10 protein-coding genes are annotated in these 14,333 nt (G+C 65.9%); 4 read left to right on the top strand and 6 right to left on the bottom strand.

The genetic code is table 11. From position 1 onward, the window contains the following. Nucleotides 1-1,416, bottom strand: coding sequence for a GGDEF domain-containing protein (locus GIW57_RS03000; protein ID WP_236509126.1), 1,416 nt, complete (start codon nt 1,414-1,416; stop codon nt 1-3). A 287-nt stretch (nt 1,417-1,703) separates the two neighbouring features. Between GIW57_RS03000 and GIW57_RS02995 the strand changes: the two genes are divergently transcribed. After that, the gene (locus tag GIW57_RS02995; protein WP_236509125.1) at nt 1,704-3,950 is read left to right on the top strand and encodes a TonB-dependent siderophore receptor; all 2,247 of its coding nucleotides are present in this window, start codon (nt 1,704-1,706) and stop codon (nt 3,948-3,950) included. Nucleotides 3,951-4,045: 95 nt separating this feature from the next. Next, on the top strand, nt 4,046-5,020 hold the full coding sequence (locus GIW57_RS02990) for a cation diffusion facilitator family transporter (RefSeq protein WP_236509124.1): 975 nt from the start codon (nt 4,046-4,048) through the stop codon (nt 5,018-5,020). Nucleotides 5,021-5,052: 32 nt separating this feature from the next. On the opposite strand, the gene nfi is transcribed toward GIW57_RS02990, so the two are convergent. Then, entirely contained in the window at nt 5,053-5,727 is a 675-nt protein-coding gene (nfi, locus tag GIW57_RS02985) for a deoxyribonuclease V (RefSeq protein WP_236509123.1), read from the bottom strand. 94 nt (nt 5,728-5,821) lie between these two features. Between nfi and gpmA the strand changes: the two genes are divergently transcribed. Then, the gene (gene gpmA, locus GIW57_RS02980) at nt 5,822-6,571 is read left to right on the top strand and encodes a 2,3-diphosphoglycerate-dependent phosphoglycerate mutase (RefSeq protein ID WP_088100450.1); all 750 of its coding nucleotides are present in this window, start codon (nt 5,822-5,824) and stop codon (nt 6,569-6,571) included. Between the two features lie 157 nt (nt 6,572-6,728). Continuing rightward, nucleotides 6,729-8,819, top strand: a complete 2,091-nt coding sequence (locus tag GIW57_RS02975) for a M13 family metallopeptidase (protein ID WP_236509122.1) — start codon at nt 6,729-6,731, stop codon at nt 8,817-8,819. An 83-nt stretch (nt 8,820-8,902) separates the two neighbouring features. Here GIW57_RS02975 and GIW57_RS02970 read toward each other — a convergent pair whose 3' ends face one another. From GIW57_RS02970 to mfd, 4 genes are all read right to left on the bottom strand, one after another. Continuing rightward, a complete protein-coding gene (locus GIW57_RS02970; protein WP_100464129.1) occupies nt 8,903-9,316 on the bottom strand; it encodes an Imm30 family immunity protein in 414 nt (137 codons plus the stop codon). 88 nt (nt 9,317-9,404) lie between these two features. Beyond that, complete coding sequence (locus tag GIW57_RS02965; protein ID WP_100464133.1) at nt 9,405-10,031, bottom strand: HD domain-containing phosphohydrolase; 627 nt, start codon at nt 10,029-10,031, stop codon at nt 9,405-9,407. Between the two features lie 184 nt (nt 10,032-10,215). After that, complete coding sequence (locus GIW57_RS02960) at nt 10,216-10,731, bottom strand: hypothetical protein (RefSeq protein WP_089239729.1); 516 nt, start codon at nt 10,729-10,731, stop codon at nt 10,216-10,218. Between the two features lie 82 nt (nt 10,732-10,813). Then, entirely contained in the window at nt 10,814-14,314 is a 3,501-nt protein-coding gene (gene mfd, locus GIW57_RS02955) for a transcription-repair coupling factor (protein ID WP_236509121.1), read from the bottom strand. Between the last annotated feature and the right edge of the window lie 19 nt (nt 14,315-14,333).

Below are 14,333 nucleotides of genomic sequence, written 5' to 3'. Positions count from 1 at the left end.
TCAACGTTGCAGCGCGCGTCGCCCGGGTGCCTCGGGCAGTGCTTCGTCGGCCACCACCACACGGTTGCGGCCTTGTCGCTTGGCGGCATACATCGCCGCGTCGGCGCGCGCCATCAGCCGCTCGTAATCGGGATGCCCATCGTGTCCGGCCACGCCGATGCTGGCGGTCAGCCCCAACGTCTGTCCATTCGGGAGGGAGATCGGCGATTGTGCGATCTGCCGACGCAGGCTTTCGGCGATCACCTCCGCCTGCGACTCGCTCGCCGCCACCAGCACCACCACGAACTCCTCGCCGCCGTAGCGGAACAGGTAGTCGCTGCCACGGGTCTGCTGGCCGAGCAGGGCGGCAACGTGCTGCAGCGCGCGGTCGCCAGCGTCGTGGCCGTGGCCATCGTTGATCGCCTTGAAGTGATCGAGGTCCAGCAACAGCAGCGAGAACGGCGTGTGGTTGCGCGTGGACAATTCGATCTCACGGCGCAGCACGGTCGGCAGGAAGCGCCGGTTGAGCAGGTTGGTCAGCGCATCGCTGCCCGCATCCAGTTCGCCGATGCGTTCGAACAGCAGGGTCATCAGGTTGCGGATGGTGGCCAGGTCTTCACGGATTGCCGGCAGGGCGGCCAGACGCCGTGCCGGATCTTCATCGGTGGCGCGCTGCAGGCTGCTGTCGATGCGTGCCATCAGCTGGCCGACCTGCTGTGTCTCGCTGCTTTCGCCGAAGCTGGGAATGCCCTTGTGGGTGAACCACAGGCCGAACTCAGAGGTCGCCAGACTGGCGTTGTCGGCGCCTGTCGCATGGCCGGCGAGGGTGTACAGCAGGCTGTTTTCCCAATCCAGCAGCAGGGCGCGCTGCCGCTCGCGCTCGGTGCTGACGTTCTGCACCAGCGAGAACAGCCGGTACGCTGCGTCGGTGCGCGACGAGCGCTCGCGGGCAAGCGTATAGGCCAGGGTCATGCCCTCCATGGCGATGTCCATGATCGCGCTGAGACAATCGATGGCGGCGAAGGCGGTGTCGCTGTCATCGGCGTCGGCGCGCAGGCGCACGAACAGTTCGTGCTTGAGCACGCGTGCACCACGTGTCACCAGGTCAACCGGAATGCCGACCCGTGCATGCACATCGCCGATCACCCGCTGTGCGGCGACCGTAGCGGCAATTCCATCCGCATCGGTGGTCAGCAGCTGCGCCAGCCAACGCTGCATCGCCGGTTGCAGGCGTTGCTTGACCTGTTCATGGGACAGGAAGCGGCGTGCGCGCGTGTCCTGCAGCAGCACCTCGTAGAAGCGCTGCGCCAGCATTGGCGGTGCGTCGGCGGCCACGGCATGCAGCAGTGCGGCGGCGGCGGGGCCAGCCTGCAGCAGGCAGTGCTGCCAGGCCTGAGCCAGAGGTTGGCTGGCTTCGTCCAGTTGGGGTGTATCCACGTCGATCTCTAGCGGCGCACAACAGACCACGGTATCGGCCGCAGCTGTCGACGGTTGATGGCAGGTAAGCCGGTCAGTTTAAGCGCCATGCAGGCCGAAAAACCCGGGCAGAGCACATGCTGGCCGACGCCGCAATGCGTTGACGCATTTGAGAATCACTCGCATTTGTGAAAAAATGACGGCAGGAACCGACCTGCGGGCATCCCGCAGTGATCCGTCCGCCTCCCCCGTCGCCGCCTCGTGCCCTATGCCAGAGGCTTCCGCTGCCCTGCCAGAAGGTCCAGAACATGCCTGCAAACACTCTTTCACCGCGCCCGCTGGCGCTTGCCGTCGCCGCGCTGCTGGCCGGCGCCGCGGTTACCGCACATGCGAAAACCGATGCCACCGATATCGATACCGTGCATGTCACCGCCTCGCAGATCGCGCGGCAGGCGCTGGGCACCTCCACCATCACCGCTGAAGACATCGCCAAGCGACCGCCGGTCAACGACATCGCCGAGCTGCTGCGTACGATGCCCGGCGTCAATCTGACCGGCAACAGCGCGTCGGGACAGTACGGCAACAACCGGCAGATCGATCTGCGCGGCATGGGGCCGGAAAATACCCTGATCCTGATCGACGGCAAGCGCGTGGGTGCACGCGACGCGGTGCGCATGGGCCGCAGTGGCGAGCGCAACACGCGTGGCGATACCAACTGGGTGCCGGCGGAAATGATCGAACGCATCGAAGTGCTGCGCGGCCCGGCGGCGGCGCGCTATGGCTCGGGTGCCTCCGGTGGCGTGGTCAACATCATCACCAAGCGCCCGACCGGCGACCTGACCGGCGCGGTTGACCTGTACGGCCTGGTGCCCGAACACAGTGCCGAAGGTGGCAGCGAGCGCGTCGGCCTGCAGCTGAGCGGGCCGATGACCGACACGCTGTCGTTCCGGCTGTACGGCAACCTCAACAAGACCGATGCCGATTCGCTGGATCTCAACCGCAACTTCGCCACCGGCGCCAATGCGGTACCGCCGGCGGGCCGCGAGGGCGTCAAGAACCGCGATGTCAACGCGCTGCTGCGTTGGGACGTGACCGCCAACCAGGTGGTCGAATTCGAGGCCGGCACCAGCCGCCAAGGCAACATCTATGCCGGCGACCGTGCGGTCAGCACCACCGGAACCTCTACCGGCGTCGACCTGGCCGCGCTGGCCGAGCAGCAGGCCGAGACCAACCGCATGTACCGCAGCACCGGCGCGATCACCCATCGCGGACGCTGGGGCGATGTCAGCTCGCGGCTGACGGCAGCGGTGGAAGGGGTCAACAATTCGCGCATCAACGAAGGCCTGGCCGGTGGCCCGGAAGGCAGCTTCAACGGCGCTGACTGGTCGACCTCGCGCCTGCGCAACTACCAGTTGGACGGCGAGGTCAGCTTTCCGACCACCCTCGGCGGCGCCGGGAACGTGTGGACGCTGGGCTTCGAATACCTCGACAGCCGGCTGACCGATCCGTATTCCATGAGCCAGTCCAGCAGCAGCGGTGGTGGCATTCCGGGCCTTTCGGCCGACCGCGCACGCGGCAAGTCCGATGCGCAGACCACCGCTGTCTACGTGGAAGACAATATCTACCTGGGGGAGCGCTGGATCGTGACCCCGGGCCTGCGCTTCGACCATCACAGCCAGTTCGGCAACAACACCAGCCCGAGCCTCAACGCGCAGTTCCGGCTCAACAGTGACTGGGTGGTGAAGGGCGGCATCGCGCGCGCGTTCAAGGCGCCGAACCTGTACCAGGCCAACCCGGACTATCTGTATTACACCCGTGGCAATGGCTGCCCGAACGCATTGCCGAGCCTGGGTGCCGGTTGCTACATGCAGGGCAATGCGGATCTCAAGGCAGAGACCAGCCTGAACAAGGAACTGGGCGTGGAGTGGGCACCGCAGAGCGGCTGGCAGGCCTCGTTGACCTACTTCCACAACGACTACAAGGACAAGATCCAGGCCGGCTACACCCAGATCGGCCTGACGGCCGACAGCAAGGGCCGCATCTTCCGCTGGGAGAACGCGCCCAAGGCCATCGTGCAGGGGCTTGAGGGCAACCTGGTGATTCCGCTGCTGGGCGAGCAGGGCGACCGCCTGAAGTGGAGCAACAACTTCACCTACATGGTGGAGAACGAAAACAAGAGCACCGGCCAGCCGCTGTCGGTGATTCCCAAGTACACCGTCAACACCATGCTGGACTGGCAGGCCACCGAGCAGCTGTCGCTGCTGCTGACCGGCACCTTCTACGGCAAGCAGGAACCGGCCACGGCCAACATCAACAACGATCCGCGCTGCACGGCCAACTGCGATGCGTCCACGGTGCTGCAGACCCGCGGCGCGTACAACGTCTGGGGCGTGAGCGCGCGCTACAAGGTGACCGACACGGTCAGCGTGGGCTTCGGCGTCAACAACCTGGCCGACAAGCGCCTGTTCCGCGAGGCCAACAGCAGCGATGCCGGTGCGGCGACCTACAACGAACCCGGCCGCGCGTACTGGGCCAGCCTGCGTTTCGGGTTCTGATCCGCTGCTGCGCACGCCTGCAATGTTATAAACACCGTGATAGTTTCCCAACGCCCGTCGGCGTAGCCTGCCTCCATCGCAAAGGAGCTGTTGCCATGGGTCACGACCACGATCACCTGCCTTCCGAGATCCGCCACGAGAAACCCTTGTGGTGGGCGCTCGGCCTGACCTCCACCTTCCTCGTGGTGGAGGTGGTCGGTGCGTTCTGGACCAACAGTCTGGCGCTGCTGTCCGATGCCGCGCACATGGCCACCGACACCCTGGCGCTGATGATTGCGCTGGTGGCCGTGCGGCTGAGCCGGCGTCCGCCGGATGCGCGCCGCACCTACGGCTATGCACGCCTTGAGGCACTGGGTGCGATGATCAACGGCGCCATGCTGTTCGTGGTCGCCGGCTACATCCTGTGGGAGGCCATCGGTCGCTTCCGCCAGCCGCAGGAGATCGCCTCCACCGGCATGCTGGTGATCGCCGCGGCCGGGTTGGTGATCAACATGATCTCCATGCGCCTGCTGCAGGCCGGCAGCGGCGAGAGCCTGAACGTGAAGGGGGCCTACCTGGAAGTGTGGGCCGACATGCTCGGCTCGGTGGCGGTGATCGCCGGCGCGCTGCTGATCCAATGGACCGGCTGGAAGCCGATCGACCCGATCCTGGCCGTGCTGATTGGTCTGTGGGTGCTGCCACGTACGTATGTGCTGATGCGCGAAGCGGTCAATGTCCTGCTGGAAGGGGTGCCCAAGGGCATGGACGTGGCCAAGGTGCGCGACCGCCTGTCCGACCACGACGCGGTGCTGGACGTGCATGATCTGCACGTATGGGCGCTGGCGTCCAGCACGCCGGCACTGACCGCGCACATCGTGATGCGCGAAGGCGACGACGCCGACCGCCTTCGTCGCGAACTCGGTGATCGCCTGCACGATGATTTCGGCATCGAGCACGTGACCCTGCAGATCGAGGCCGACCACTGCGGCGAAGCCTGTGGCCAGCCGTCAGCAGCGAAGGACGACGATCACACCGGGCACGATCATGCAGCGACCGATGCGCAGGGCCATCGCGGTCACGTGCATCGCTGAGCGGGTGTGCCGGGCTGTGCCTGGCGTCACTGCTATTCGTCGCGCCGCGAGGCCAGCCGATCCGCGAGCCGGGTCGGCTCCGGCAGGCGATAGCCGCGCAGCGTGCGCTGCACCCAGGCCAGCGCGGTATCGGCGCTGACCCGATGTCCGCCGGCGACGAACAGCGGCTTGCAGCGCAGCTTGCTGCGCAGCACCCAGCCGAGCTGCTCGTTGCCGTCCATCAACGGCGTATGCGCGCCTGCCTCGGCGCCCGGCTCGATGAAGCGGCCAACCAGCTTCGATTTGGCCACGCCGATGCTTGGCAGGTCGGTCACCACGCCCAGGTGTGCGGCAATGCCCAGGCGGCGCGGATGGCTGATGCCGTGGCCATCGACGAACACCAGATCCGGCGTTCGCGGCAGCAGCGCCAATGCCGCCAGCAGCGCCGGCAGTTCGCGGAAGCTGAGCAGGCCCGGGATGTAGGGCATGACGGTGGGGATGCGGGCGATTTCCTGCGCCACCGGCTGCAGAGTCTCCGCGTCGAGCAGTACCGCCGCAGCGCGGGTGATCGCGCCGTCTTCCTCGAAGCCGACATCCAGCCCGGCCAGCCAGCGCACGGTGTCGGGCAGCCGGTCCTGGCGCTGCACGCGGCTGGCCAGCTGTTTCTGCTGCTCGCGGGCGGCGCTGACGCTGCCTTCCCAGCGCCCGGGGTCGATCACGGTATTCATCGGCCACAGGATGACATCCGCACCGCCACGGCGCGGTGAGCGGGCGCCGGGGCTACAATGGCCGCCTGCCTTTCCTCGCGTTGGAGACCCTGCAGTGACCCGTAAACTCGTACTGTTGCGCCATGGCCAGAGCCAGTGGAACCTGGACAACCGCTTCACCGGCTGGGTGGATGTCGACCTGACCGAGCAGGGGCGCCGGGAAGCGGCCGCCGCCGGTCGCCTGATGCGCGAGGAAGGCCTGCAGTTCGACGTCGCCCACACCTCGGTGCTCAAGCGCGCCATCCACACCCTGCAGGGTGCGCTGGCCGAGCTTGATCAGGATTGGCTGCCGGTGAGCAAGTCCTGGCGCCTCAACGAGCGCCACTACGGTGGCCTGCAGGGCCTGGACAAGGCCGAGACTGCCGCCAAGCACGGCGAAGACCAGGTCAAGGTGTGGCGCCGTTCGTACGACATCCCGCCGCCGGCGATGGACCTGGAAGATCCGGGCCACCCGATCCATGACCGTCGCTACGCCGGCCTGGACCGCAACGCGCTGCCGGGTACCGAATCGCTGGCCACCACCCTGGACCGCGTGCTGCCGTACTGGCACGACGCGATCGCGCCGCAGCTGAAGGACGGCAAGACCGTGCTGGTCACCGCCCACGGCAACTCGCTGCGCGCGTTGTACAAGTACCTCAACAACGTCTCGCGCGAGGAAATCCTCGAGCTGAACATCCCGACCGGCATCCCGCTGCTGTTCGAGTTGAATGACGACCTCACCGTGAAGTCGTTCCGCTACCTGGGTGACCCGGAAGCGGCACGCAAGGCCGCTGAAGCCGTGGCCAACCAGGGCAAGGCGCGGTAAATACCCACCGTTGGTGGGTATTGCGCTGCCGGGTGTGTGCGGACCAACGGTCCGCACCTACCCGATCGCTACCACGGGCGTTCCCCCTGTGACCTTTGGCCGGTCCCCACCATCGCTGCAGCGGCTACGCTGGACGATTCGCCGTTGGAGACTCGCCATGAATGTCCGCAATCTGGTCCCGCTGGGCCTGACCATCGCCATCGCCGCCTCGCTCGCCGCCTGTGGCAAGAACGAGACCGCGCCCGCTGCCGACGCCGCCAAGCCGGCGTTCGACCAGTCGCAGATCAAGACCGCGCTGATCTCGCTCAACAGCGCCGACCTGGATCCGTCCATCGCCGCATGCGCCGACCTCAACGGCTTCGTCAACAGCAAGTGGCTGAAGGCCAACCCGGTGCCGGGCGACCAGACCACCTGGGGCAGCTTCGAGATCCTGCGCGAGCGCTCGCTGGAAGTGCAGCACGCGCTGGTGCAGCAGGCCGCCGCCAGCCAGGCCAAGGCCGGATCGGTGGAAGCCAAGATCGGCGACATCTGGAAGACCGGCAACGACGAAGCGAAGATCGAAGCCGCCGGCCTGGCGCCGCTGCAGCCGACGCTGGACAAGATCACGGCGCTGAACGACACCGCCGCCATCACCCAGTACCTGCGCGACAGCCAGGCGCAGGGCCAGGGCGCGCTGTTCTCGCTGTTCGCCAACGCCGACTACAAGGATTCGGCCAACGTCATCGCCTACGTCGGCCAGGGCGGCCTCGGCCTGCCGGAGAAGGGCTATTACTTCGACGAGTCGCAGGCCAAGATCCGCGACGCCTACGTTGCCTATATCGCGCAGGTGCTGACGCTGTCCGGCGTTGACGCCGCGCAGGCTGCCGAACAGGCCAAGGCGGTGATGGCGTTCGAGACCCGCCTGGCCAAGGCCTCGATGTCGCGCATCGAGATGCGTGACCCGGCCAAGCGCTACAACCCGCTCAGCGCCGCCGACGCGGACAAGCTGACCCCGAACTTCAGCTGGACCGCGCTGTTCGACACCCTGAAGGTGCCGGCCGCGCAGAAGTTCTCGCTGGCCCAGCCGGGCTTCTTCAGCGAAATGGACAAGATGCTGGCCGACGTGCCGGCCGCCACCTGGCAGTCCTACCTGCGCTTCCACACCATCGACGATGCCTCGCCGTACCTGAGCAGCCAGTTCGAGAAGGCCAATTTCGAGTTCTATGGCAAGACCCTGCGCGGCCAGCAGGAAATGCAGCCGCGCTGGAAGCGCGTGCTGGAGTCGGTCAACGGCGGCATGGGTGAAGCCCTCGGCCAGCTGTATGTCGACGCCGTGTTCCCGGCCGAATCCAAGGTGGCGATGCAGCACCTGGTGGAAAACCTCTCGGTGGCGCTGAAGGCTCGTCTCGAACAGCTGCCGTGGATGGGCGAGGAAACCAAGAAGAAGGCGCTGGAGAAGTGGGCCAGCTTCACCCCGAAGATCGGTTACCCGGACAAGTGGCGCGAGTGGACGGGCCTGCAGACCAACGGTGACAGCTACCTGGGCAACATGCAGGCCGCGCGCGCGTTCAACTACCGCTACATGCTGGACAAGGTCGGCAAGCCGGTGGACAAGACCGAGTGGGGCATGACCCCGCAGACCGTCAACGCCTACTACAACGCCACCAAGAACGAGATCGTGTTCCCGGCGGCGATCCTGCAGGCGCCGTTCTTCGACGCCAAGGCCGATCCGGCGCTGAACTATGGCGGCATCGGTGCGGTCATCGGCCACGAGATGATGCACGGCTACGATGACTCGGGCAGCCAGTTCGCCGCCAACGGCAACTTCGACAACTGGTGGACCGACAGCGACCGCAAGGCCTTCACCGAGCGCACCGATCAGCTGGTCGCACAGTTCGACGGCTACGAGTCGGTGCCGGGCGTATTCGTGAAGGGCAAGCTGACGCTGGGCGAGAACATCGGCGATCTGGGTGGCCTGACCGTTGCCTACGATGCGCTGCAGATGGCGCTGAAGGAGAACCCGAAGGCGAACGTCGAAGTCGACGGCCACAGCCAGGACCAGCGCTTCTTCATGAACTGGGCCACCGTGTGGCGTCGCAACTTCACCGACGGTGAGCTGCGCGTGCGCCTGAACACCGATCCGCACGCACCGGCGAACTTCCGTGCCAACGGTGCGCCGTCGAACATGCCGTCCTATGCCGCTGCGTTCCAGTGCAAGTCCGGCGATGCGATGGTGCGCGCCGACGACAAGCGCGTGGTGATCTGGTAACCGATCACATGTTGCAGTAATGCAGAAGGCCCGGCGAACGCCGGGCCTTCTGTCATCCGAGGCATGCCACGGCATGCAGTCCTTCAGAGACTCTCCGTGGTTTGATGTAGTACTTCTTCAACGGATTGTCTTTTCTCGGGATTCCTCTCAAGAAAACAATGAAGATACGCTGTGATCGCATGCTGTCCCTTATGCTCGCGCAATAGTTGCGCGTAGTGTTGACGATATGGGCGGGCATTCATGATCCGGTACGTAATCACGTCAAGCCAGGCTTGTGCTTGAGTTGTGAGTTGAGCGTTTGCATCCAGTACGGCCTGAATGTAGTCATGAAGATCATAGGATTCCGCAAGCCCGATAAGATCCTTCATCAGGTCAGCGTCCTCTGAGTCGTCATCGAGCGTCTGAAGGATTCGCAGGAGGTAGTCGGCATCCTTCCTTGTCGCAGCTTCTTGAAAAAGGGCAAGCAATGGGCGGGCACCGGTTCCGCTGGTCTGCATCGTGGAAACCTCGTGAGAAGGGGCCTGATTTCGATCATGGCTTGAGGGCCGGTTTGATTCAATCGAATCCAATTCAGTTCAATTCAATTTAGCTGCATCGTGCAGCGAATCTCGCCAGTTCCGTCTCCTGCGGCAGCATGCGATGAAAGCGCTGCAGCACATAAGGATCGACCAGGCCACCGGCCTGCTCATCGAGGATGCGCAGGACCTTCTCATGCTCCATCGCCGCGCGATAGGGGCGCGCACTGGTCATCGCATCGTACGCGTCGACGATGGTGACGATGCGTGCGCCCAGCGGGATGTTCTCGCCCTGCAGGCCATCAGGGTAGCCGCTGCCGTCGAACGCTTCATGGTGCGCGCGGATCAGGCGAGCGACCGGCGTCGCATCGCTGCGACCGGTGGCCAGGAAGATATGTTCGCCACGTACCGGATGCTCGCGCATGATCGCGCGCTCTTCATCACTGTGCCTGCGCGGGCTCAGCAGTACATCGTCGGGAATGCCGATCTTGCCGATATCGTGGAAGCGCGCGGCCAGAGCGACCTGCGCGCAGGCTTCCTCATCCAGGTCGCAATGCAGGGCAAGGTGCTGCGCAAGCAGGCCCACGCGGTCGCAGTGGTGGCGGGTATAGGCATCACGCATCTGCAGCGACATCGACAGGGCGTCGATCAGGCAGGCCTGCGCGTGCAGGAGGTCGGGAGGTATGGGCAGGGGCATCGGAACTGGCGGCGCGGCAAGGCCGCGCAGGAAACGGAAAGGCCCGCAAGAGCGGGCCGGGGCGGCGCATAGGGTACCCGCATCGGTGTTGCGCGGGGCGCATTCACGGTATCGCGTGGGGCCGTGCGTTCAGTCGTGCAGCGTGTCGTCGCCCCGGCCGCATCGGCAACCGGGGCGGCGTGGCTCAGCCGGTGGTCTGCAGGTGGATGCGATGGGCTTTTGCGAAGGCGTCCTGCGCGTCGCTCAGGGTCTGCATGTCTTCGTCCATCTTGGTCACGGCCTCATCCAGCGTCTGCAGCAGCGGGGTGACCTGTTCTTCGCTGTAGCCATCGGGCAGGGCAGCCAGCTGTTCCATCACCGCGAACATCTGTTCGGTGCTCTTCAGGGAATCGAGCAGGTTCTGGTGCAGTGCATCGGCGTCCTTGCCATGGGTGAACTGTTGGACGAAAACCAGCCGGTCGGCGATTTCCTTGTGCGCGTTCTTCAGGCCGAAGCGATGCTGCTGCATGCTCTTGCCATCCTGCAGCGACGCATGGAAGGACTCGCCGTTCGGACCGTTGGTCCATTGCTCGACCATGCTGACCGTGCCGTTCCAGCTGGCGACATTTTCGTGCAGGTAATCACGGTTGCTCATGCCGCTGTGGCAGGCGGCCAGCAGGCCCAGGCTGGTGGCGAGCAGAAGGGGGGCGAAACGATTCATGGCAACACTCCTTGTCGCGGGCGCAGTGAATGGAAAGGGTGCCGGTCTGCCGCCCGCGGCGGACCGGAACCTTGGATATCGATCAACGCAGCGCCAGGGTCAGCAGCAGTGCACGTGCGGCATTGAAGCGGTCTTCGGGCAGCGGCAGCGGATGCTTGACGCGCAGCTTGTCCGGACCGTCCATGGCATAGAGGTTCGGTTGTTTCTGGATCAGCTGGATCACCGCCATCGGGTCGATGTTCGGCTTGGATTCGAACACGATGCGGCCACCGTTCTCGCCCAGGTCCAGTTTGCGGATGCCCAGCGTGCTGGCCTGCAGTTTCAGCTCGGCGATGGCGAACAGGTTCTTGGCCGCATCCGGCAGCAGGCCGAAACGATCGATCATCTCCACCTGCAGCTCGCGCAGCGCATCGCTGTCGCGCGCGCTGGAAATGCGCTTGTACAGCGTCAGGCGGGTGTGCACGTCCGGCAGGTAGTCGTCCGGAATCAGCGCCGGCACATGCAGTTCGACCTCGGCGCCACGCGCTTCTTCGCCGGCATCGATGTCGGGCAGATGGCCCTGCTTGATGCTGCGCACGGCGCGTTCCAGCAGCTCGGTGTACAGGCTGAAGCCCACCTCGGCCATCTGCCCGCTCTGGTCCTCGCCGAGCAGTTCACCGGCACCGCGGATTTCCAGATCGTGCGTGGCCAGGGTGAAGCCGGCGCCCAGTTCGTCCATCGATGCGATTGCTTCCAGGCGCTTTTCCGCATCCGGCGTGATCGAACGACGGTCGGGTACAACCAGGTAGGCATAGGCGCGGTGGTGCGAACGACCGACGCGGCCACGCAGCTGGTGCAGCTGGGCCAGGCCGAAGCGGTCGGCACGGTTGATGATGATGGTGTTGGCGTTGGGGATGTCGATGCCCGATTCGATGATCGTGGTCGACAGCAGCACGTTGAAGCGCTGCTTCTGGAAGTCCAGCATCACCTTTTCCAGCTCGCGTTCGGGCATCTGCCCATGGGCGATGCCGATGCGCGCTTCGGGCACCAGCTCGGACAGCTCGCGCTGCATGCGGCCGATGCTTTCCACGTCGTTGTGCAGGAAATACAGCTGGCCACCGCGTGCCAGCTCGCGCTGGAAGGCTTCGCGCAGCAGCGCGTTGTCCCACTGGGTGATGAAGGTCTGCACCGCCAGCCGGTTCGGCGGCGGGGTGGCGATGATCGACAGATCGCGCAGGCCGGCCATGGCCATGTTCAGCGTGCGCGGGATCGGCGTGGCCGTCAGCGTCAGCAGGTGCACGTTGGCACGCAGTGCCTTCAGCGCCTCCTTCTGGCGCACACCGAAGCGCTGCTCCTCGTCGACGACGACCATGCCCAGGTCCTTGAACTTCACGTCCGGCTGCAGCAGGCGATGGGTGCCGACGATGACGTCGATGGTACCGGCGGCGACCTTCTCCAGCTCGGCCTTGATCTCCTTGGTGCTCTTGAAGCGCGACAGCACCTCGACCTTCATCGGATAGTCGGCGAAGCGGTCGCGGAAATTGCGGTAATGCTGTTCGGCCAGCAGCGTGGTCGGCACCAGCACCGCCACCTGCTTGCCGGCGCTGGCGGCGGCGAATGCGGCGCGCACCGCGACTTCGGTCTTGCCGAAGCCCACGTCGCCACAGACCACGCGGTCCATCGGCTGGCTGCTGGCCAGGTCACGCAGGGTGGCGTCGATGGCGGCCAGCTGGTCCGGGGTTTCCTCGAACGGGAAGCCGGCGGCGAACGGCTCGTACATCGCGCGGTCGACCTGCAGCGCCAGTCCGGCACGCGCCTGGCGGCGGGCCTGGATCTCCAGCAGCTCGGCGGCCACGTCGCGCACCTTCTCGGCAGCCTTGCGCTTGGCCTTGCTCCACTGCTCGCCACCCAGCGAATGCAGGGGTGCGGTCTCGGCCGAGGCGCCGGAATAGCGGCTGATCAGGTGCAGCTGCGCGACGGGTACATACAGCCGGTCGCCCTTGGCGTATTCGATTTCCAGGAATTCGCCGGGCATGCCGCCGACGTCCATTGCGATCAGTCCGCGATAGCGGCCGACACCATGGTCCTCGTGCACGATCGGCGCGCCTTCGGTCAGCTCGCCGAGATCGCGGATGATCGCTTCCGGCTCACGTCCGGCGCGGCGCGTACGGCGCGTGCTGCCCGCGCGCTCGGGGAACAGCTGGCGTTCGGTCAGTACCGCGATGTGCGGTGTGTCCAATGCGAAGCCGTCTTCCAGCGGCGCCACGGCAATGGCGAAGCGCTCGTCGCTGGCCAGGAAGGACAGCAGGTCGGCCACCACCGGCGGCTTCAGCTCGGCGGCCTGCAGCACTTCCAGCAGGGCCTCGCGGCGGCCTGGCGAATCAGCGGCAATCAGCACCCGGCCGGGGTAATGGCCGAGGAAGGATTTCAGTGCGTCACCGGCCGGCGCCTCGCGCGCGGCCACCGGCAGCGGCGGCAACGGCTGGTCACCCAGCGCATGCGCCTCGGCGATGCGCGCATGATCGGCAGCCCATACCTCGATGCGCGGCGCGTCGTTCAGACGCTCGCGCAGCAGGTCCGGCGACAGGTACAGCGCAGATGGTGGCAGCAGCGGCCGTTCCACATCATGCCGGCGCTGCTCGTAGCGCTCGCCGGTCTGCGTCCAGAAGGTTTCTGCCGCTTCAGCGGCGCCGACGCAGACCACCGGCAGGCTGCCGGCAGGCAGGTAGTCGAACAGGGTGGCGGTGCGCTCGAAGAACAGCGGCAGGTAGTACTCGATGCCGGCCGGGGCCAGGCCCGATTTCAGGTCCTGGTACAGCGAACTGCGGCGGGTATCGACGTCGAAGCGCTCGCGCAGGGTGGCCAGCACCCGGGCGATGCTGGCGTCGTCCATCGGCACTTCGCGGCCGGGCAGCATGTGCACCGCCTCGACCTTGTCCAGCGAGCGCTGGCTTTCCGGATCGAACGCACGGATCGAATCGATGTCCTCGTCCAGCAGCTCCACCCGCAGCGGCTCGTCGGCGCCCATCGGGTAGACGTCAAGCAGGCCGCCACGCACGGCGAAGTCACCCGGGTCCATCACCTGCGGCACGTTGCGGTAACCGGCGCTTTCGAGGCGACGCTTCTCCGCTTCCAGGTCGAGGCGCTGGCCGACTTCAAGATTGAAGCTGCCGCCGATGACGTAGCTGCGGGGTGCCAGCTGCTGCAGCAGAGTCTGCACCGGTACCACCACCAGGCCACGCTTCAGCGTGGGCAGGCGGTGCAGGGCCGACAGGCGCTGCGAAATGATGTCCGGGTGCGGGCTGAAGCGGTCGTAGGGCAGCGTTTCCCAGTCCGGGAACGCCACCACCGGCAGGCTCGGGTCGCCTCCCAGCAGGGTATGCAGATCCGCTTCGATCTGGTTGGCACCGTGGTTGTCACGGGCCACCACCAGTACCGGGGCATCATGCGTGCGCGCTGCCTGGGCCAGATACCAGGCCAGGGCAGTGGGCGAGGCGGGGGCGCGCCACCAGGCGCGGAGCTGGCCGGCACCGGTCTTTTTTAACCATCTGACGCTGCCGCCGAGGGTGGAGGGGGGGTGAGTGCGTCGGGGGCGGGTCGACATCGAAAGAAAAAGCGAGGGT

The organism is Stenotrophomonas sp. PA-6-5C, from assembly GCF_021605635.1.
Lineage (GTDB): Bacteria > Pseudomonadota > Gammaproteobacteria > Xanthomonadales > Xanthomonadaceae > Stenotrophomonas > Stenotrophomonas lactitubi.
Note: the sequence above shows the minus strand (reverse complement) of the source record. Positions and strands in the feature narration are given on the sequence as shown.